This is a genomic window from Streptomyces sp. NPDC094143 (genome assembly GCF_040303825.1).
Taxonomy (GTDB): Bacteria; Actinomycetota; Actinomycetes; order Streptomycetales; family Streptomycetaceae; genus Streptomyces.
On the sequence record NZ_JBEOTZ010000002.1, the window covers coordinates 252,847 to 270,573 of the forward strand.

At 70.7% G+C, this 17,727-nt stretch carries 22 protein-coding genes; 1 reads left to right on the forward strand and 21 read right to left on the reverse strand.

Features of this window, described 5'->3' with window-relative positions; all coding sequences use genetic code 11:
- Window position 1: 1 nt before the first annotated feature.
- The 15 genes from ABTZ58_RS03620 to ABTZ58_RS03690 form a co-directional block, all read right to left on the reverse strand.
- Complete coding sequence (locus ABTZ58_RS03620) at window positions 2-976, reverse strand: peptidoglycan recognition protein family protein (RefSeq protein ID WP_351349973.1); 975 nt, start codon at window positions 974-976, stop codon at window positions 2-4.
- Between the two features lie 65 nt (window positions 977-1,041).
- Window positions 1,042-1,287 carry a hypothetical protein gene (locus ABTZ58_RS03625; RefSeq protein ID WP_351349975.1) on the reverse strand — a complete coding sequence of 82 codons (246 nt, stop codon included), beginning with the start codon at window positions 1,285-1,287 and terminating at the stop codon, window positions 1,042-1,044.
- A gap of 10 nt (window positions 1,288-1,297) precedes the next feature.
- A complete protein-coding gene (locus ABTZ58_RS03630; RefSeq protein ID WP_351349977.1) occupies window positions 1,298-1,699 on the reverse strand; it encodes a hypothetical protein in 402 nt (133 codons plus the stop codon).
- A 10-nt stretch (window positions 1,700-1,709) separates the two neighbouring features.
- Window positions 1,710-5,096 carry a hypothetical protein gene (locus ABTZ58_RS03635; protein WP_351349979.1) on the reverse strand — a complete coding sequence of 1,129 codons (3,387 nt, stop codon included), beginning with the start codon at window positions 5,094-5,096 and terminating at the stop codon, window positions 1,710-1,712.
- Window positions 5,097-5,111: 15 nt separating this feature from the next.
- Window positions 5,112-7,292: a phage tail family protein gene (locus ABTZ58_RS03640; RefSeq protein WP_351349981.1), complete on the reverse strand. Its 2,181-nt coding sequence runs from the start codon at window positions 7,290-7,292 to the stop codon at window positions 5,112-5,114.
- Window positions 7,293-7,462: 170 nt separating this feature from the next.
- Window positions 7,463-7,951: a hypothetical protein gene (locus ABTZ58_RS03645; protein ID WP_351349983.1), complete on the reverse strand. Its 489-nt coding sequence runs from the start codon at window positions 7,949-7,951 to the stop codon at window positions 7,463-7,465.
- Window positions 7,948-8,370 (reverse strand): phage tail tube protein, encoded by a 423-nt coding sequence (locus ABTZ58_RS03650; RefSeq protein ID WP_351349985.1) that lies wholly within the window; start codon window positions 8,368-8,370, stop codon window positions 7,948-7,950. Before ABTZ58_RS03650 ends, ABTZ58_RS03645 begins: the two co-directional genes overlap by 4 nt.
- A 68-nt stretch (window positions 8,371-8,438) precedes the next feature.
- A complete protein-coding gene (locus ABTZ58_RS03655; RefSeq protein ID WP_351349986.1) occupies window positions 8,439-8,861 on the reverse strand; it encodes a minor capsid protein in 423 nt (140 codons plus the stop codon).
- On the reverse strand, window positions 8,854-9,204 hold the full coding sequence (locus tag ABTZ58_RS03660) for a minor capsid protein (RefSeq protein ID WP_351349988.1): 351 nt from the start codon (window positions 9,202-9,204) through the stop codon (window positions 8,854-8,856). The genes ABTZ58_RS03655 and ABTZ58_RS03660 overlap by 8 nt, the downstream gene beginning before the upstream one ends.
- A gap of 10 nt (window positions 9,205-9,214) precedes the next feature.
- Window positions 9,215-9,532, reverse strand: a complete 318-nt coding sequence (locus ABTZ58_RS03665) for a hypothetical protein (RefSeq protein WP_351349990.1) — start codon at window positions 9,530-9,532, stop codon at window positions 9,215-9,217.
- Complete coding sequence (locus ABTZ58_RS03670) at window positions 9,529-9,933, reverse strand: head-tail connector protein (RefSeq protein ID WP_351349992.1); 405 nt, start codon at window positions 9,931-9,933, stop codon at window positions 9,529-9,531. The genes ABTZ58_RS03665 and ABTZ58_RS03670 overlap by 4 nt, the downstream gene beginning before the upstream one ends.
- A gap of 3 nt (window positions 9,934-9,936) precedes the next feature.
- Window positions 9,937-10,140, reverse strand: coding sequence for a hypothetical protein (locus ABTZ58_RS03675; protein ID WP_351349994.1), 204 nt, complete (start codon window positions 10,138-10,140; stop codon window positions 9,937-9,939).
- Window positions 10,140-10,667 carry a hypothetical protein gene (locus tag ABTZ58_RS03680; protein WP_351349996.1) on the reverse strand — a complete coding sequence of 176 codons (528 nt, stop codon included), beginning with the start codon at window positions 10,665-10,667 and terminating at the stop codon, window positions 10,140-10,142. Before ABTZ58_RS03680 ends, ABTZ58_RS03675 begins: the two co-directional genes overlap by 1 nt.
- A 14-nt stretch (window positions 10,668-10,681) precedes the next feature.
- Complete coding sequence (locus ABTZ58_RS03685) at window positions 10,682-11,686, reverse strand: major capsid protein (protein WP_351349998.1); 1,005 nt, start codon at window positions 11,684-11,686, stop codon at window positions 10,682-10,684.
- Window positions 11,687-11,702: 16 nt separating this feature from the next.
- Window positions 11,703-12,494: a hypothetical protein gene (locus ABTZ58_RS03690; protein ID WP_351350000.1), complete on the reverse strand. Its 792-nt coding sequence runs from the start codon at window positions 12,492-12,494 to the stop codon at window positions 11,703-11,705.
- A 104-nt stretch (window positions 12,495-12,598) separates the two neighbouring features.
- On the opposite strand from ABTZ58_RS03690, the gene ABTZ58_RS03695 reads away from it, so the two are divergent.
- Window positions 12,599-12,910 carry a hypothetical protein gene (locus ABTZ58_RS03695; RefSeq protein WP_351350002.1) on the forward strand — a complete coding sequence of 104 codons (312 nt, stop codon included), beginning with the start codon at window positions 12,599-12,601 and terminating at the stop codon, window positions 12,908-12,910.
- Here the strand turns inward: ABTZ58_RS03695 and ABTZ58_RS03700 are convergent.
- From ABTZ58_RS03700 to ABTZ58_RS03725, 6 genes are read right to left on the reverse strand one after another with little or no spacing between them, the layout of a single operon-like run.
- Window positions 12,907-14,049: a phage minor capsid protein gene (locus tag ABTZ58_RS03700; RefSeq protein ID WP_351350004.1), complete on the reverse strand. Its 1,143-nt coding sequence runs from the start codon at window positions 14,047-14,049 to the stop codon at window positions 12,907-12,909. The genes ABTZ58_RS03695 and ABTZ58_RS03700 overlap by 4 nt on opposite strands.
- Window positions 13,982-15,538, reverse strand: coding sequence for a phage portal protein (locus ABTZ58_RS03705; protein ID WP_351350006.1), 1,557 nt, complete (start codon window positions 15,536-15,538; stop codon window positions 13,982-13,984). Before ABTZ58_RS03705 ends, ABTZ58_RS03700 begins: the two co-directional genes overlap by 68 nt.
- Entirely contained in the window at window positions 15,525-15,722 is a 198-nt protein-coding gene (locus ABTZ58_RS03710) for a hypothetical protein (protein ID WP_351350008.1), read from the reverse strand. Before ABTZ58_RS03710 ends, ABTZ58_RS03705 begins: the two co-directional genes overlap by 14 nt.
- The gene (locus ABTZ58_RS03715) at window positions 15,722-17,005 is read right to left on the reverse strand and encodes a PBSX family phage terminase large subunit (RefSeq protein ID WP_351350010.1); all 1,284 of its coding nucleotides are present in this window, start codon (window positions 17,003-17,005) and stop codon (window positions 15,722-15,724) included. The genes ABTZ58_RS03710 and ABTZ58_RS03715 overlap by 1 nt, the downstream gene beginning before the upstream one ends.
- Window positions 16,995-17,525 (reverse strand): helix-turn-helix domain-containing protein, encoded by a 531-nt coding sequence (locus tag ABTZ58_RS03720; protein ID WP_351350012.1) that lies wholly within the window; start codon window positions 17,523-17,525, stop codon window positions 16,995-16,997. The genes ABTZ58_RS03715 and ABTZ58_RS03720 overlap by 11 nt, the downstream gene beginning before the upstream one ends.
- Before the next feature lie 18 nt (window positions 17,526-17,543).
- Window positions 17,544-17,720 (reverse strand): DUF7218 family protein, encoded by a 177-nt coding sequence (locus tag ABTZ58_RS03725; protein WP_351350014.1) that lies wholly within the window; start codon window positions 17,718-17,720, stop codon window positions 17,544-17,546.
- Between the last annotated feature and the right edge of the window lie 7 nt (window positions 17,721-17,727).

Consider the following 17,727-nt stretch of genomic DNA (forward strand, 5'->3'; position numbering starts at 1 on the left):
GTCAGTTCTCCTTCAGTGCGTCGCCGAGCCGGTCGAGGGCGGCCTGCGCGCCGGCCTCTGCTGCGGCCTTGATCTCGGCGGCGGTGAGCCCGCCGCCGGAGCCGATGGCGTCCACGAGCTTGTCGATGGTCGCCTGCTGCGCGCCGAGCTGCGCGAGGATGGTCACGGTGTTCTCGGCGGCCTTCCGCGAGTGCGCGTAGCCCGAGCCGAGCGCCACGTCCACGGGGATCTGCCGGTCCTGGAGCCCCTTGTCGTTGGGCCACTGCTTGGCGATCCACTCGCCGAGCCGGACCTGATCGGACAGCTTCATCTCGTCGTCCTCCTCGGGGGTGTCCGCGTCGCCGGGGTTCCAGCTCGCGGGGTGCGCCAGTCGCTCGGCGACGTCGGCGCGGAAGTCGGTCATGGCGAAGCCGCGCGGGTCGACCTTCCAGTCGCTCCATTCCAGGTGGCCGATCGCGCTCTTCGCGCTCCAGCCGTGTGCGCGGCAGATGGCGGCCGTGGCTCGGACGATCGCGTCGTACTGCCGGGCAGGCCACGGGTCGCGGCCGTCGCCCTCGTTCTCGCACTCCCAGCCGTAGAACCGGGCGTTGCCGTCGACCGCGCCGGCCGAGCCGTCGTGCTTCTGCGTGGCCGGGGGGCGGTCGCCGTAGGACTCGTCGATGACGGCCTGGAGCACGCGGCCGTCGCCGCCGCCGGCGTGGTTGGCGCGGCCGTTGCCGGTCAAGTGGACGACGCCGTCCTTGGTGATGCACCCGGTGGCGAGCGGGCCCGGCAGGGTGCTGTGCCCGCGGAGGATGAGCCCGACGACGTCGACGCCCGGGCCGGTCACAGTGTGATGGACCTGCACCCCGTGCACCGGTCCCCAGGGCCCCCGGTGGTTGCGGTTGTTGGTGCGCCATCCGGGCACCTCGTGGACGGTGCAGCCCTCGGCGCGCAGCGCGGCGACGAGCCGGTCTGCGGTGAGCGGTGTGGCCATGGGGCCTCCAGGCATAAAGAAAGGCCCCGGCCGGGCGGCGCGGGGCGTACGAGGTGGGGCGGTGCTCAGGTGGTCGGCGTCATGGGCTCCGAGTAGGAGTACGACCGGGTCGCGGACAGGATCCGGAAGTCCGGAGACGACGCGATCAGGTCCACGAACTGCTGGAAGATGCCCTCCAGCTCCGGGGCGTCGGGGTTGTCGGTGGTCGCCGTGACGTTGAACGTCACCGGGTAGCCGCTGATGTGGGCGGTGCTGCTGAACATCGCCGCCCACCGGCTCTGGCTCGGGCCCTCCGGGGTGCCGAGAGGCATCAGAGATCTCCTAGTTGTCGATGATGAAGTCCACGTGCAGCCGCAGGTTGCGGTTGAGGGTGATGTCGCCGGACGCCGTGCGCAGGGTGCAGATGCCGTCGGTGCCGATGACGAACCCGCCCTCGGAGCTGCCGTCGTCCCAGTCGCCGTTGATGGTGCCGTTGGTGGGCCGCCACCCGGCCGGAACCGTGCAGATCTGCGTGTCGTTGATGTTGCCGGTCGTCGCAGTGATGGTGCCGCCCGTCCTGTTGAGGTACATGTCCAGGACGATGTTCCGGCCGTTGCGGTAGCCGCGGAAGTCGTTCACCGCGAACCCTGACGCGGCGGTCAGCCCGGAGTCGGTGGTGATGGTCGGGGGGCCGTCGTTGAGCCGCGTATCGGTGATGACCATGCCGGGCTGGAACAGCGTCACCGTGACCTCCTCACAGGGCCACGACCGCGGGCTTGGCCAGGCTGACCAGCGTGCCCGCGGAGTGGGCTTTGACGATCTGGTTGATGCTGCGCTGGACGGTCCACTTCTGCGGGGTGCGCAGGTGGAAGTTGTCGAAGCGCAGCTGGGGCGACACGTTGGTGTTGCCGGTGTTGGAGAACCCCCGGATACCGATCTGGTTCGCCGCCGTCAGCGACGTGTCGGTGACCTGAAGATGCCAGTTCCCCGGCTCGTCGGCTGTGACTGGCCACAGCTTCGCCTTCAGCGCCGAGCCGGACAGCTGCATCCGCACCCGGTAGAACGTGCCCGCCACAGCCGTGAACGGGGCCGTGAAGGCGCCCAGCTGCGTCTCTGTGCCGGTCACACGCTTGCGCAGCGACATGACGACGGCGGCGGCCGTCGTGACCTCGATGCGGCACTGGTACAGGTTGTTGTTGTCCAGCGCGCGGGCGATGGGCCCGGTGAACAGTGACGCGCCCGTCGGCAAGACGGACACGGCAACGTCGACGATCAAGTCCACGTCGGCGCTGGGCGCCGGCAGCAGACCGAGGTGGGCGATGCCCGTGGTCGGCAGGGTCGCCGAGGCATAGCCGCTGCCCACCGCGTAGTCGGCCGCCGCGCCGAGCACGGTCCAGGCCTGCCCGGAGTTGGCCGTCCCCCACGCGTTCGCGACCGTGCGGCCGAACGTGTCCCACACTGCCGGTTCGATCCCGGTGGCCCGCACGACCTCGCCGCCCAGAGCCACGTCGAACGGGAACTCACCGGGCAGGTTCGGGTAGTCGGTGTTCGGGCCGTCGGAGTAGATCCACGGCTGACGCTCCACGATCAGCCCGTTGGGCGGGACGTGCGTGATCAGCGTCGTCGCCGAGTCCGTCACCGCCGACGCCAGCACGGTGCGGTCGCTGTCGACACGGCCCAACTCCTCGTCGCCCACCACCGCCACGGTCCACGGCTCGGCCGGGGTGCAGTTGAACACGATTTCCCACTGAAACTCCGAGGCCCACGTCTCCTCGTAGCCCTGCACGAGCAGCTCGATATCCCCCGGGGCGAGCCAGCGCGGCGGATTCTGGATGACGATCTTGTTGCCGACATCGGTAGCAAGGATCTGCTCCGCCAGCTCAGGCGCCCGGTGCACCATCACGTGCACCTGCGGATAGCGGCGCCCCTCGTACGTGCCCAGATGCAGCCGCCAATACGCCTGCGGCTCCGTCTGCTCGTCCGAGTGCAGGTTCAACGTGACCGATGTGTCGTACGGGCCCACACCGTCCGGCGGCGCCTGCACCGACAACGCCCCCTCCTCCAGGACCGCACGCGCCGACGAGCCACCCACCCGGGACACCGTCACATCGTTCGCCGTGGCGTCGTCGTCTCCGGTTGGCTCCAGAGGCGGCGCCAACCCGGGCGCGGTGTAGTCCAACACCAGCGACGGCGTCTGGTTGTACATGCCGGCCCGGTCCCGGTAGCGCAGCGCGGGCCGCTCCCGGTCCTCGTACAGGATTCCCCCGTCAGCGTCGGCCGCCTCCTGAAGCAGCGTCAGCAGCGCGTCCGGGCGTTGCGGGCCCACCCTCTCCTGCTCAGCCACCACGCCGCACACGGTCAACGGCAAGCTCTCCTCGGTGGCCAGACGACGCATGCGCTCGCCCGCCGTCTCACCCGTCCACGCCTCGATGGCGCCCTCGTAGGCGGTGAAGCCGCTGCCGCCAACCCACGGCGCCCATGCGGAGATATGGCCCAGCGCCAGGCCGTCAAGGTTCGAGGAGTAGCCGTCAGGCGGGGACGCCACCGCCGTCGGGCGGCCGACGGTCCCGGCGAACGTGCCGCTGGCTGCGCCCGCGTCTCCGCCCACGTCGGTGAAGATGATCTGCCAGTCGACGTTGCCGCCGTCCTGATTCACCTCGAACCGGACCTGGATCCACTGACCGAACAGGTCCGGGCCGGTGGAGAACTCGTTACTGAAAACGTTCGCGCCGTCGTCGTCCTTGCCGATGATGCGGATCTGGACGTCACGCTGCTGGATGTACCACTCGCGCACCGTGCCGGTCGACAGGATCCGCATGTAGGTGTTCAGCGTGGTGTTGGCCTGGTCCAGGCGGTAGATCCACTGCACCTGCCACGACGTCTGCGCCGTGGCAGGGGCCGGGATCCGGCCGTACATCATCGCCAGCTCGCCCCCACCGGACGCGAGCACAGGCAGCGGGTTCGACGAGGGCAGACTGTCCGCGCTGGCCCAGTCCACGCGGGACAGGGACAGCGGCCGGACACCAGCGATCGGCGACGCCGCCCGGGTGGCGGTCTGCCCGTCCTCCATCGGCCAGTACGCCAGCGGCCCATATGAGGGGATACGGCGGCGTAGCGTCGAGTCCAGGGCCTTGGTGCCGCGGCCGAGGCGGCGCAGGATGCCCGCGGTCTGCGCTTCCACCCACACGTGGGCCCCGGAGGGGTGCCAGCGGGTGGGGTAGGCGGCCAGCTCGTGCACCAGCCTGGTGTGCCGGTTGGTGATCGAGGCGCCGCCGTTCACCGTCCACGTACGGCCCGCCGAGTCCACGAACGAGGTGACGCCGGGGGCCTGCGCGGTGAAGTCGGGTGCGGCCACCAGCGGGCCGTTGATGCCGTTGCGGACCTCGGCCTTGTGGACGCGCCCCAGAGCCTCGGTGTACACGAAGTCCGTGGCGTCGCCGACCTTCAGCGGAGCGGTCGTGTTCGCGATCGAGGTGGTGCCGGCCTGCACGACCGGAGAGCCGAGCTGCGTCCACGGCCCGGCCATCGTCGGAGCGGTGTAGAACGTGATCGTGCGACCGCCCGCGCCGTTGTCGACGTCCAGCGTCGCGCGCAGCGCCAGGCGCCCGCTGGCCGGGATCGGCAGGGGAACGGACTGGGCGTTCAGGATGTTCGTGCCGTCCTGCGACCAGCGGAACAGGACGGTGTCGTTCAGGGTGCCCAGCAGCCAGGACCGACCCGAGCCGGAGTACTTGGCGAACAGGTCGAAGATCCCGGTGGTGCCCGGGAGGGGCTGCAACCAGTTCAGCAGGGTGAGGTCCACACGGACGTCGATGTCACCCGTGATGTCGAGGGCGGCCACGTCCGGGGTGGACGCATCGCCGCCGCCCTCGGGGATCTCCAGAAACGTTGGGCCCGACCGCAGCGACAGCCGGAAGGGCGTGTTCCTGCCGAACTGGCCGTAGTACGGGCCCATGGGGTTGTCCGGCGAGAACCTGCCGTCGGTGTTGTTGAGCAGCGGTCGGCAGGTGGACGGGTCCACGCGGGCGCCCTGGTCCTGCCGGCCACGCTCGTGCACGAGCGCCTGCCGCTGGAGGATCTGGCCCGTGGCGTCCACCCACTGGCCGCCGATGAACAGCTCTCCGCGCAGGTCCAGTTCCACGCCCGCTCCCTATCGTCATTGCCCGAAGGCCTTCTGCACGGAGCCACCACCCCTGATGGCGACGGTCTCCCGGATGATGTGCGTCAGCAGCGCCTCAACCCGGCCGCCCGCACCCTCACGGACCTCCAGCACGATCGGCTCACGCCGCCCGGTACCGCTCGGCGCGTAGCCGCCCGGCACCGCCCCGAGCCCGGGCGCGGACAGGTCCGGCACCGTCGGCGCCGGCAGGTTGTCCATGACCGAGCGCAGATACGGCAGCTGGTCCGTGATGCCCCGGCCGAAGTCCTGCGCCAGGGCCCGCCCGGAGTGCAAGGTGTAGCCCTTGCCGCTGAAGGGTCCTTCTTTGGCTGGGCTGAACGGGAAGAAGTTCCTCGCGGCCGAGACCACGCCGCTCGCCGCGTTCTTCACGCTGCCGAGCATCGACTTGATGCCGTTGATGAACCCCTGAATCAGCGCCCGTCCAGCGGCAACCAGCATCCCGTTCAGGTTGCCCAGCGCGGACCGGGCCCGCCCGGGCAGGCCCCGCACCAGCGACACGAACGCGACCGCTTTCTCGGCCGCGGCCTGCCGGAAGCGCGTGAAAGCGTTCACGGCAGCCGAGCGCAGGGTGCCTGCCAGGCCCGCGATCGCCGAGCCCACACGGCGCGGCAACCCGGTCAGCCAGGCGACCAGCTCCAAGTTCTTGCGGATCGCCCAGTCCTTGGCCTGGCCGAACCACGCCGCGACCTTCCCGGGGATCTTCGACAGCCAGTTGATCGCCGCCATGATCCCGTCGACCGCCGCCAGGATCGCGGCCTTCACCGCCGCCCACACGGCCTGCACGACCGCCCGGAAAGTCTCCGACTTCTGGTAGGCGACCACGACAATGGCGACCAGAGCCACAATCGCCGCGATCACCAGCCCGACGGGGTTCATCATCATCACGGCGTTGAGGAGGCCCTGCGCGATAGCCCAGCCGCGCGTGACGGCTGCGGCGATCCGCGTGTACAGCGTGTACGCCTTGACCGCGAGACCGATTGCTACGAAGCCGGTGGCGATGCCGGTCAGCACGTCCGGCGGAATCGCGTTGATCAGCCGCGCGAGCCCGACCGCGATCATGGCGGTGATGCCGATCATCGGGGACAGCGCGGAGATCACCTGAAGCGCTGCCGACGCGAGCGTGCCGAGCGTCTGGCCGCCCTCACGGGCGAGGTCCATGAAGGTCGCGAAGCCCTGGCTGTCCCCCAGGGACGATCCCCAGTTGGCGAAGGCCTCCGTCAGCTTCACCAGGCCGCCGGTCATGCCGTCCGACACCGGAAGGAACGCCCCGAGCAGGCCCCCGAACCCGACCGCCAAATTCTTGATCACCTGGAGGAAGTTCGACAGCGCGGGCCCGGCGGCCTCCGCCATGTCCGCGGCCCACTCCTTGAATCCGGCCGACTTGACGCCCTTGCCCACGTCGTCGAGGAACCCGGAGAACGCGGACGCCGCCGCCTTCACGAACGGCGTCAGCGTCGGCAGCAGGTCCCGGAGGATCTGGATGCCCTTCGTGAAGACGGGCATCGTCGTGCTGGAGAGGCTGTTCGACCAGTCCTCGTGGTCCTTCTTCAGCCCTTGCAGGGCGACCGCGTAGTCCCGCGTCGCGGGCGGCAGGCCTTCCAACTCCGCCTTGTACGCGGCGTCGGCCTCCTTGGCGGCCTTCGTCGCCGACTCCGCCTCCCGCAGCGCAGCCTTGTACTCGTCGCCGCCCTTCGCCGCGAGCTTCTGCGCCGCCGCCTTCTTCAGCGTGGCCTTCTCGTGCGCCGCCTCCGCCTTCTCGGCTGCGGCCGTCGACTCCGCCACCGCGTCCAGCTGAGGCTTGGCCGCCAACTGGAACGCCTTCACCGCGAGGCCGGCCGCCGCCGCGCCGGCCGCGATCCCGCCGAGCGCGGCACCGGCCGCTGCCGCTGCGGGCACTCCCACGCCGAGCGCGGCCAGAGCCGCACCCACCCGGCGGACCGCGGGCGCGGCCGCCTCCGCGTGCGCCCGGATGCCGTCCGCCAGACCCCGGCCGGCCGCCTCACCCTCGGAGACGAACCGGCCCCGGATGTCCCGGAGACGGCCCTCGGCGTCCTGCTGGAGGCCCCGCAGCCGCAACCGAGCCGAGTCCATGCCCCGCGCGAACCCGCTGTCGTCGGCCCGGATGAACCCGACCAACTCGCCGATGGACAGGGCCACAGTGCACCCCCCAACGGCGCGCAAGGCGCCCTGTTCAGTTGTGGATCAGCTGTGCAGGGCGGAACGCACCTGCTGCGGGTCGTCGATGACGGAGATGAAGTCCTGGGCGACCTGCCGGAACACCGACTCAGACGACAACCCGGCCATCAGGTCCCAGAACTCGCGGCGGCCTATGCGCGCGAGGTCTTGCGACGTGATGCCGTATTCGCGGCGGAAGTCTGCGCGGATCGCCCACCACCAGCGGCGGACCGCTTCGCGGGTGCGCCAGTCGCCCTTCTGGCCGCCCTGTTCGGCCCCTTCGGGCCCGGGAGTTTTCCCGCCTCTCCCGACCGGACGAGCTCCAGCGCCTCGCCGAACGTGATGTCGCGGCCGCCGGCCTGCGCCATGGCCCACGCCATGACGGTCTGAAGCTCCAGCATCCCCATGCCAGCGTCCATCCACTGGTCAAGGACGTCCTGGCCGAACAGCATCGCGAGCAGCTCAGCCAGGTCCTCCTTGCTCTCGGAGTCCTGCAATTCCTCGATGCGCTGCTCCATCGCGAGCGGCACGTCGGTGGGGACGGGGACCTCCACGCCGCGGATGACCGTGGTCCGGCCGCCGGACGCCTCGGCCCAGAACGCATCCCACGACTCGTGCCCCGTCTTACGCGCAGGGCTCATACGATCGCCGCCGTGGTGGACGCCCCGGAGCGGGTGAACGTCGCGCTCCAGGACACCTTGTCGTTGTTGCCGCCGCCCTGGTCGCCGAGGTTGACGTGCGCCGTCCACACCTCCCACGTGGTGTCACCCGGGGCGTGGAAACGGATCTTGATGAGGGAGGCGGTGCCGAGGAGTTCGGAGGCCTCCTCAACGCGCTGCTGCCCAACGTCGGCCGGGTCCCGCAGGCCCTCCAACTCCAAGGTCTTGCCGATCTGCATCTTCTGAGACTCGGCCTGACCTCCGCTCGCGAACACCGTGGTGTCCGCGGTCTCCTCCTCGTGCCCCTTCGAGAACGTGTTGATCTGGCCGATCTCCAGCCACGTCGCGGGGGTCTCGGACTCGATCTCGAACACGCAGTCACGCGCGTTGTATTGCGCCATCGTGGGCCCTCCTTCGGGCATGGGTGAGAGCCCGCACGCGCACGGCGCCGGGCGAACTGAGCGGGGTGTTACACGCGGTGGGTGGTCACGTTGCGCACGTCGAGACGGAAGTTGCACACGTGCTCGTGACGGCCGCTGGAGTCCTGGCCCATGTAGGCGGGCGCGGCCTGGATCGCGATGGCCAGCTGAAGATGCGTGCCGTCCGGCAGGGTGACCGGGCCGAGGCCGTGCAGCTCGTCCCGGATCGCCGTGCACTTCTCCCGGGACGGCCGGGGGTCGGTGCCGCCGCGGGTGCGTACCTGGAGGGATGGTTCGTCCCACCCGAGTTTGCTGTCCGACTCCGGGCCGCCGTACAGGGTCAGGGTGACCGCGTTGTCCGGGCGGCTTGGGGTGGTCTCGATGAACGTGTCCCCGGTGACGCCGTCGGGGTCGTAGGAGAGCAGGCCGCGCGCTTCGAGGTGGCGGGCGATGCCGTCGAGGAGATCAGCCACGCAGCCACCTCCTCAGCGACACGGCCATGAGCCGGAGCACGACGTCCCGCTCCGAGTTCATCGGCGTCTCCAAGTACTTCGCCTGGCGTCCCGGCAAGTGCTTCCAGGTGAGTTCCTCGTGCTGCCGGACGGCGTAGACGGTGTCGAACGTGACCGCGCCGTTCATGCCGTCCCGCACCACCCGGCCGGACCGCTCCAAGGTGCCCTCTTCCAGCGGCACGATCTTGCGGGCCTCTCCGAGGACGTGCTCCAGGCCCCGCTGGAGGCCCTCCTCGGCCAGGCGCCGGCCGCGCGAGGTCCACTGTCGGCGGCCGTCGAACCGGAAACGGGTGTACTGCGCCACGGCCGCCTCCTCACGCCAGCTGCACTTCCAGGTGGTCTGGGGTGGGCAGGCCGCCGCCGTCGTGCGGCACCACCGCGATGACCGTGGTGGTGGTGTCGTCGGGCAGGGTGACCCGGGCCTCGGCCTCGATCCCGGCGTCCAGCCGCGTGCGGAACGTGCCCGACGAGGTGGTCTCCTCGCCGTTCTGGCCCCGCACGGTGCGGATGCTGCGCTCCAGCAGGCCCCGCACGACCGTAGGGGCGCCGTAGCGGGGCCCGTAGGCAGACTCCCCGAGGTACGCCTCCACCGTGACGTCGTGGCGCAGCAGGAAGGCCGGGAAACCACTCACGTCCACACCACCTGCTCCAGGGCGAGTTCCGCGAGGATCTCGGCCGCTTCCGGAGTCAGTGCGGTGTCCTCCGCGGTCGCCACGGGAGCGGACTGCCGCGAGAAGCTGAGCCCGCCCGCGCTGATGGACGTCCACGGCGATGCCGCCGGGTCGGAGGCATCCCCCGACGCTGCGGCGTCCCGCTTCGCCCACACCTCCACCTGCGCGCACGTCGCGTCCCGGAACGCCTCCAGGACATCCGGGTCGGACGGGTAGCCGGACGCGTCCGTGTCGTACAGGGCCGCCTTCGTGGCCGCCGACACCAGACGGGAGGCCCGCGCCAGCAGCCGGCTAGCGTTCGCCGGGGCCGAGGTCCCGGTGTACGCCTCGTACTGCTCCACCGTGGCGAAGACGCGGGCCATCGACTACGCCTCCTTCGCGGGCGGTTTCGAGACCCTCGCCCGCGCAGGCTGCGCCTCCGCCGCCGGTGCAGCGGCCGGCGGCTCGCCCTCGTCCACGCGCTTCCACGCCTTCGAGGCGGCCAGCCGCTTGTCGTTCGGCGAGTCCGCCACCGCCACCACCCGCTCGACCACCTCGTGATCGTCGCCGTACCGCTCGTACGTAGGCATCAGGCGTTGTCCTCCTTCCGGCTGTACGCCTCGGCCAGCTGGTCACGCGTGCTGGCCTCGGCGTCCTCGCGGGGCATGCCCTGCGCGACCGCGTAGTCCACCCACGTGGCTTTGGACGCCGACTTGGCGGGCGGCTCCTGCCGGACCTCCGTTGCGGGCACCAGCCCGTCGCCCTTCGGGTCCTCCACCACCGGCGGCGCGCCGATCCCGGGAGCGACGACGAGGGGCCCGTGCGGGTTGGCCAGGCCGGCGTTCGAGGGCGGAACATCCCCGGGCTGCGGGTCGACCGCCGCGTCTCGCAGCGGCGCCGTGTCCGTGACGTCCTGGACGAACCGGGGGTCCGGCACGTCCACGGTGCGCGCGGCGGGCGGGGTGTCGGTGTATGTCTCGCCGTCCACGGTGTAGCCGGCGCCCTGGCAGTACGAGATGACTGCCGGGTTGTCGGTCTCGGCGACGCCGTCCTCGAAGTGGACGCCGCCCGGGCCGGTGCCGGTGAAGGAGCGGTTGGGGCTTTCGATGCGTGCCATGGTCAGGCCTCCTGTCAGGCGCTCTTGATGTTCCGGAACACGCCCGCGGCCTTCGTCGCCTTCAGGGCGACGGCGATCGGGCCCATCTCGACCTCTCCGGTCTTCACGGCGCCGGCGCGGGTGAAGTCCGGGAGCCACGTCTGGACGAGGTCGCCGACGACGGACACGCCGTGGAACGCGTCGAGGCCGTAGCGGACGGCGTACAGGTCACCGAGGCCGGTGATGTTGCCGCCCGCGCCTCCCGCGTCGGGGTCGCGGGTGACCAGCGGGATGACGTCGGTGTTGGAGCCGGCCTTGGTCTTGAGGTCGACCAGTTCGACGCCGTTGTAGCGCATGATCTCGCGGCCGAAGGCGTCCTGGTTCTTGTCGTACTGGTCGGTCCACATCGCCAGCGCCTTGAACAGGCTGAGGGTCTTGCGGTTGCCGTAGATGACGTCCGGGGTCTCGTCGAGGGACGCGAGCCAGTCGTCGATGTGGCGCAGGGCGGCCATCGCGTCGGCCTTGCTGGCGATGGTCGTCCAGTCGACGTAGCCGCTCGCCTCTCCGTTGGAGAGGGGCAGGTACTCGGTGGACGTTCCGGTGAGGATCTTGGAGAGGCCGTCGAAGCCGTTGCTGTCGACGGCGGTGTCCCCGTTGATGACGGCGTCCGCGAACTTCGCACGCGCGGCCTTGATCTTCTGGGACATGTTCAGCGCGACCGCGCCCGACGCCGCAGCGCCGATCCGCGCGACGACACGGTCCACCTGGAACGACCCGCCGAGCGGCTTGAGGTCCACGGTGTAGCGCTGGGTCGTGACCTCGGTCGGTGTGTACTCGGAGTTGATCGCACGGAAGTCCGCGGACACCTGCGTGATCAGGCGCCGGTATCCGTACGTCAGGGTGTCGCCGCCGGTCGGCGAGACGACGTCGTCGAACGTCATCCGGTTCAGGATGTCCGACGACTTGGCGAACTCGTCGATGACCTGCACATCGACGTCGTCCTGTGCGTTGAGCTTCGCCTCCGCAAGGGTGACGGGCATGTGGTGCTCCTAGGGGTCAGCCGCCCAACTTGGCGGCGATGGCGTCATGCAGAGAGGTGGGGCGGCGCTGGGTACCGGGCCCGCCGGCGAAGTCGCCCCCGCCCCGCCGCGGCACCTGGCCCGTGCGGAGCTGTGCGTTGTTGTCGACGGCCGTCTTGATGGCGTCGTCGAGCTTGGTGGTGAAGTCGCTCGCCGAGGGGTCCAGCCCCTTGACGGACTCCAGGAAGGTTCGGGAGTCGAGCAGTGCGGCCGGGTTGGCGCCGTGCTTGTCGGCGGCCTTGTACGCGGCCAGCTCGATGGAGAGCGTGCGGTTGGTGCTCTCCAGCTCGCCAATCCGGGTGGTCTGGGTGGTGATGGTGCGGGTCAGCTCGGCGGGGTCGGCGGGCTTGTCGTCCTTGACCAGGCCGAGGGCCTTGCCGATCTCCTGGGCGAGTTCCTGCCGGGCTTGGTTGGCCGCGTTCTCCTTCGCGGTGGTGCGGGACTTGCCCGCCTCCTCCCGCGCGTCGCGGATGACCTTGGCGACCGGCTCGGGCAGGGACTCGACCTTGCCGTCCCACTGGAAGCCGTCCCAGGGGTTCGATCCGCCCTGTCCGGACTGCTGTCCGCCCTGGCCGGGGCCCTGGCCGCCGGATCCGTCGCCGCCCTGTCCGGACGATCCGGAGCCGCCGTCACCTCCGCCGCCGCTGGATCCGGAGCCGTCGCCGCCCCCTCCGTCGGCATAGAAGACCGGGGAGAAAGGGTGGGTGCCGTACGGGCGGGTCCAGCCCGCGCCGTCGTGGTGGTGGCGTGCGAGTGTGCGCTTACGCATGTGCCCTCCTGGGGCGCATCGGGCCCGCGCCTGGCGGGCTATGGGAGTCGGTGCGGCTTCGATTTGCCGTCACGGGCCGAGCTGTGCGGGGGCAGAATGAGGACATGCCCGAGTTCACGTTCAGCCTCAGCCGCTACGACGGCCCCGCCACGGTCAACGGCGTCCAGTTCGCCGAGGTCCACCTCTACGAGCACGCCAACTCCGACGGTGACGGCATCCTGAAGGGCTGGGAGGGCACCGCCGAGGTGGCCCGCAGCGAAGCACCCGACGTCACCCCTGATTGGGCCCTGACGTCCGCCGAGGTGCGGCTACCGGAGGGCGGCGCGGGCACGGCATACATCTACGGCATGACGCTCACGGACGGCCGGTTCTGGAAGCTGGAGCTGTCCGGCAAGGGGCCGTCCCCCATGGCCTAGCGGGCGGCGCCGATCTGCTCGCGCTGCGGCTTCCTCCGAAGGTGCTCGTGCGCGGCCACGTGCTCGCGCATGGCGGCCTGCCAGGCGCGAATCTTCGCCCCGGCGATCCGGCGCGTGGCGTCGTCCATCGCGGCGGCCTGGCGGCGCTTCCAGCGGCGGATGTGCCGCTCGATCTCCCGTTGCCGCTGCGTGTCCTCGTACGTGGTGCCCGGGGTGGGGTGGTCGGGCGGCCGGGTCGTCACACCGGGCAGGTACGCCGACAGGGAATGTCGACAATTGGGATGGAAGAGCCCCGCGGCCCGCGCCTCCACCAGCGACCCGGCGACGTGCACGGGGATGATCCGCGGCCGGCGGCGCAGCCTGCCCACAGTCTCCGTGGCGTGCTCGGCCTGGATCGTCTGCGGCCCGGACTGCCCGGACAGGGTGAGCGTCTCGCCCTCCCACGGCCGGCAGATCTCGCACTCCAGCGGTGCGTTCGACACGATCACCAGGCCCACGCCGATCTCGCCGAGCGCGTCCACGTGCCCCTCGATTGCGGCCCGGGCAGTGACGGACCGGACGGCCATCTCCGCGTAGGTCGCCATGTCCCACGAGCGGCCCGCGGCGTCCACGAACCCGGAGATCCCGCGGTTCGCGAACTGGTCCAGGGCCCGCTGTGACGCCTGCCGGCGGGTGAGCGCGCCCAGCAGCGTCGACGAGGAAGCGCGGGACGTGATCGACCGGTAGACGTCCAGCACCACGCGCGTGATCCGGGCGTACACCGGCCGGGTGTCCTCCGCGAGGGAGGCGGCCAACCGGTCCACGGCCGGTGCGTTCGGCAGGGCGTCCCGGGCGGCCAGCTCCCGGCCGATGTCCAGCGCGCCCAGCTCCGCCACGGCCGCCTGGCGGCCCCGGTTGTACGCGGTCACCAGGGCCTGCCGCACCGCCCCGTCCGTGTCCGTCTGGAGCGCCTCCGCGACGGTCTCCACGGCCGTGCGCAGGTTCCCGATCGCGGCCAGCTTCAGCTCAGCCCAGCGCGGGCTGTCGATGTCGGCGGCGAGCGCCGCGGCGAGCTTCTCCAACAGGGCCGCTTCAGCGTCCTGGTAGAGCCTGGCTACCTCGCTCGCGAGATCCTCCGCCATCGCTGGGGATACCGGCATTCGGCACCCCCTCGCCCTCGGCTCCGGTCTCGGCGGGATCGTTCAAGAGCTGGCCCGTCTCCCGCAGGATCCGTTCCGTCTCCTCGCGGACCGCCGTGTCGTCGAGGTCCGGGGAGCGCATCCGCACCTTCGCCTCGGTGCTGATGGCCTGCGCCTGCGTGAGCAGCGCGAGCGTCTCCGCGACGCTCTTGGGGTCCTCGCTGACGGAGTCCCCGAACTCGACCTTCGGCCGCTCCGGAACCACCTTCGAAAAGCCCAGCCGGACATCCATCATCAGCTGCACTTCGAGCATGTCGGCGAGCACCGGCCCCCAGTAACGGGCCTTCTTGTCACGCGTGATCATGCTCTTACGCTCGCGGGCCACCACCTCCGTGGCGGTGACCGCGGCGTCGCCGTCCATGCCGAACGACTGCGCCGAGTACCCGGCGTCGCGTACCGCCTGGCGCACGATCGCCTCGGCCGTGCGCTGGTGGTCGTCCGTACGGATGTTGAACTGGTTCTCCGTGATGGACTCGCCCGACGTCGGGGACGCGTTGATCGCCGCGACCACCTCTTGGTCGAGGTCGAACGTTGCGCCCAGCCCGGGCCCGGCACTGTTCAGGTAGCCCTGCGGGATGATCAGCCGGGCCTTCGCGAGCCGGATGTCCCGCAGCCACGACGTCCACACCTCGTCGAGGGCGTGGAACAGGTGGTGGACCCCCTGGTAGTCGGAGCGGCCGAGCGGGCTCCTGCGGTCCTGCCGGTCCGGGCCCATGTTCCGCACGTAGCCGGCCGTCAGGCGCGGGATGCCGGTGGTGATGCTCTGCCCGTCGCCGTCCGGGTCGAGGGAACCGACGAGGTCCGCGGTCGCCGGGTCCTCGGTGAGGGGCACCGCGCGGCCCAGGTTGGTCGGGGTGCCCTCGTACAGGCCGTGCAGGATCCGGCCCGGCTCGTGCCGCTCCAGATGCCGTAGCACCCGCACCCCGTCCGCCGCGACCTCCCGCCAGAACGTCACCGCGGTGAGGATGCCGCTGGACCACTCGGGCACGGCCGTGTCGGCGTGGTGCACAGTGAGCAGCGCCCGCTGCGCCAGGTCGGCGTTCCACGTGACGCGCAGGTACGCGCCCCGCAGCGCGGCGGCCACCTCGGCAGCCTCCAGCAGGGTGTTGGCGAGCCCGCCGGCCTCGGCCAGCTCCTCCAGCCGGTCCTGCGTCGCCGGGGTGTCCACGGTGAGCGTGGGCGGCTCGGAGAACAGCAGGTCTGCGGAGGTGGTAGCGATGTCGCCGGGGAGCGGCACGTGAAGCGAGTGGTCCGGGGTGTCGAGTCGCTTCGGTCGCTCCCAAAAGCGCAGGAAGCGGCCCGTCTCGGTGACCTCGGCGCTCTTGGGCCGGTACGCCGCGCGGATGCGGTCGCGGTCTCCGGAGTACCAGGCGTCGTCCACGGCCATGGTCGCGAGCGCGGGCGCCATCTCCGGGGGCGGCCACGGGACTCCGTTCTCAGGCAGGGGCATCGGCCGCGTCCTCCTGCCTTGCTCGTTCCACAGCGTCCGCGGCCTCTCGGAGGCCGGCCGCGATGTCCGACACGGTGAGGGTGGCTTTGCCGTCGGAGTCAACGGCCACGAGAGCCTCGCCGATCTGTACCTCAGTGCCGGTCCCCACGCGCAGGTACAGCGGGATGGACAGCGTCGCAGCCATCAGGCGGCCTCCTGGTACTCGATCAGGCCGCGCCACTCGTGCGCGGTGGAGTGAAGTGCGTAGCGCAGGGCGTCCGCGGAGTGGTCGTTCACCTTCAGCGGCTTGTCCTCGCCCCGTTCGGCGGCCTTCTCGTCCCAGGCGTAGCCGGGCAGTTCGCCGAGGAGACCCGTGCACGAGCGGTGGATGCGCAGCAGCCCGGAGCCGAGCGCGACACCCACGCTGCGGATGCCGTCAAGCACGTCGTTGACGGCGGGGGCGATGTTCGGCACCCGCTCGGTCCACAGCTGGTTCATGAACGACGCCGCGGACGGGTCCACGAAGATCCATTCGGGGCGGACTCCGCGCGCCTGCCCGTGCTCTCCCGGCCGGCGGATGCCCGCGAGCCACTCGCGGACGTTGCGGCTGTACTCGGCGTCGGTGAGCTGGCGCAGCGCGGTCGCGGACTCGTGCCGGTACTCCGACACGGCATAGAGCCTGTCGTCCTCGCCTTGCCCGATGAGCACCGCGGAGAACGGGTTGACGGTGCCGTAGTCGATGCCGACCGCCGTCCAGCGGCGCATGTACGGCAGCAGATCCACGACGTGGCGGGCCTCGTCAAACATGTCGTAGACCGCGCCCTGGGCGAGACACCACTCGCCGAGGATGAACCGCCGGTACCACAGGCCGGTGTACTGGGCTTTCAGCCGCGCCACGAACCCCGGGTCCAAGGAGGGGTTGTCGTCGAGGGTGAAGTGCCAGTTCGTCAGCCCGACCTCGGCGCCGCGAAGGATGAACTCCCGCCTCAACCAGTGGAACGGGCCGTCCGGGTTCGTCGTGGCCAGCAGGCGGGACTGTGAGCCGACGCGAAGCCGGGACAGCAGCATCATCCAGAACGCGTGCGGCAGCAGCGTCGCCTCGTCGACGTAGGCGAGCGCGATGGTAGCTCCGCGGATCCGGCCCTCCGCGCGGGCGTCGGACGCGCCCACGAGGTGCACGGTCCGGCCCAGGATGGTCGCGGTGGTCGCCCCGGTGGTGTGGTGGACATGCGCAGCGAGCGGCCCGAACAGGTGCTTCGACTGCAACGGGTCGATCAGGTTCCGCTCGATCGTGTTCAGGCTGCGCCCGACGACAACGATCAGCCCGTGATCGGGCGCCGCAACGAGCGCGATCAGGAAGGCCAGCAGGCTCGCGATGGTCTTACCGGAGGACACGGCCCCGGACCACAAAGCGATCGGCGCCTGCTGCGCCTCCACAACGCTGGCGATCTGCTTCCGCGACAGGGGCAGCGGGACGTCACGGAGCATCACCCGCCCCCTCGTTCATGGCGTTGTACGCCGCGGTGAGGCCGGCGGCTAGCTGGCCGAGCATGCTCTTGGCGTCGTCCACGCCGTTGCTGCTGTCGAGGGCCTCCAGCTTGAGGGCCTGGTTCGCGGCCACGGTGGACGCCTGGATGAGGTTGCGGACGTCCTGCGTGGGGAGGTCGTCGGCGCGGTAGCGGACGACCTTGCCGATGCTGACCTCTGTGATGTGGTGGACGTCGCGGTCGAGCCGGTCGAGGTGCTTGTGTGCCTGCTCGTAGTACCGCTCCATGAGGGCGGCGCGCCGCGCCTTGGCGTCGATGACGCGGGCCTTGGTGGCGACGGCGGTCATGGTCCGGTCGAACGTGACGGGCGGGTCCAGTTTCTCGGCGATCGTGCTGATGGTCCGCGGAGAGCGCTTCAGCTCCCGGGCGATCTCGTTTCGGCCCTTGCCCTCGGCGGCCAGGCGTCGCACGGCTTCGCGGTCCTCGTCGGTGACCGGTCGCTTGTCCTTGTTGACGGACACGGGGTCACCTCCCGGGGTCTACTTGCCGCGCCGGGCGCGGGTGCGCGCGGCCTTCTTCGCCATGGCCGACCGGCCGGCCTTCGTCTTGCCCGCGTTGGCGATCTTCGCGGCCTTCTTCTTGCTCATGCCCTGCGCTCTGAGGGCCTCGTACGCGTCGACTCGTCCGGACGTGATGCCGCGCTTCTTGCTCGCCACGGGGCCT

Bases quoted from the DNA above. Each gene is read 5' to 3' on its own strand.
- ABTZ58_RS03715 (WP_351350010.1), bottom strand. From the start codon at position 17,005: ATGCTCCGTGACGTCCCGCTGCCCCTGTCGCGGAAGCAGATCGCCAGC.
- ABTZ58_RS03620 (WP_351349973.1), bottom strand. From the start codon at position 976: ATGGCCACACCGCTCACCGCAGACCGGCTCGTCGCCGCGCTGCGCGCC.
- ABTZ58_RS03670 (WP_351349992.1), bottom strand. From the start codon at position 9,933: ATGGCCCGCGTCTTCGCCACGGTGGAGCAGTACGAGGCGTACACCGGG.
- ABTZ58_RS03625 (WP_351349975.1), bottom strand. From the start codon at position 1,287: ATGCCTCTCGGCACCCCGGAGGGCCCGAGCCAGAGCCGGTGGGCGGCG.
- ABTZ58_RS03700 (WP_351350004.1), bottom strand. From the start codon at position 14,049: ATGCCGGTATCCCCAGCGATGGCGGAGGATCTCGCGAGCGAGGTAGCC.
- ABTZ58_RS03710 (WP_351350008.1), bottom strand. From the start codon at position 15,722: ATGGCTGCGACGCTGTCCATCCCGCTGTACCTGCGCGTGGGGACCGGC.
- ABTZ58_RS03675 (WP_351349994.1), bottom strand. From the start codon at position 10,140: ATGCCTACGTACGAGCGGTACGGCGACGATCACGAGGTGGTCGAGCGG.
- ABTZ58_RS03690 (WP_351350000.1), bottom strand. From the start codon at position 12,494: ATGCGTAAGCGCACACTCGCACGCCACCACCACGACGGCGCGGGCTGG.
- ABTZ58_RS03645 (WP_351349983.1), bottom strand. From the start codon at position 7,951: ATGAGCCCTGCGCGTAAGACGGGGCACGAGTCGTGGGATGCGTTCTGG.
- ABTZ58_RS03685 (WP_351349998.1), bottom strand. From the start codon at position 11,686: ATGCCCGTCACCCTTGCGGAGGCGAAGCTCAACGCACAGGACGACGTC.
- ABTZ58_RS03695 (WP_351350002.1), top strand. From the start codon at position 12,599: ATGCCCGAGTTCACGTTCAGCCTCAGCCGCTACGACGGCCCCGCCACG.
- ABTZ58_RS03650 (WP_351349985.1), bottom strand. From the start codon at position 8,370: ATGGCGCAATACAACGCGCGTGACTGCGTGTTCGAGATCGAGTCCGAG.
- ABTZ58_RS03705 (WP_351350006.1), bottom strand. From the start codon at position 15,538: ATGCCCCTGCCTGAGAACGGAGTCCCGTGGCCGCCCCCGGAGATGGCG.
- ABTZ58_RS03680 (WP_351349996.1), bottom strand. From the start codon at position 10,667: ATGGCACGCATCGAAAGCCCCAACCGCTCCTTCACCGGCACCGGCCCG.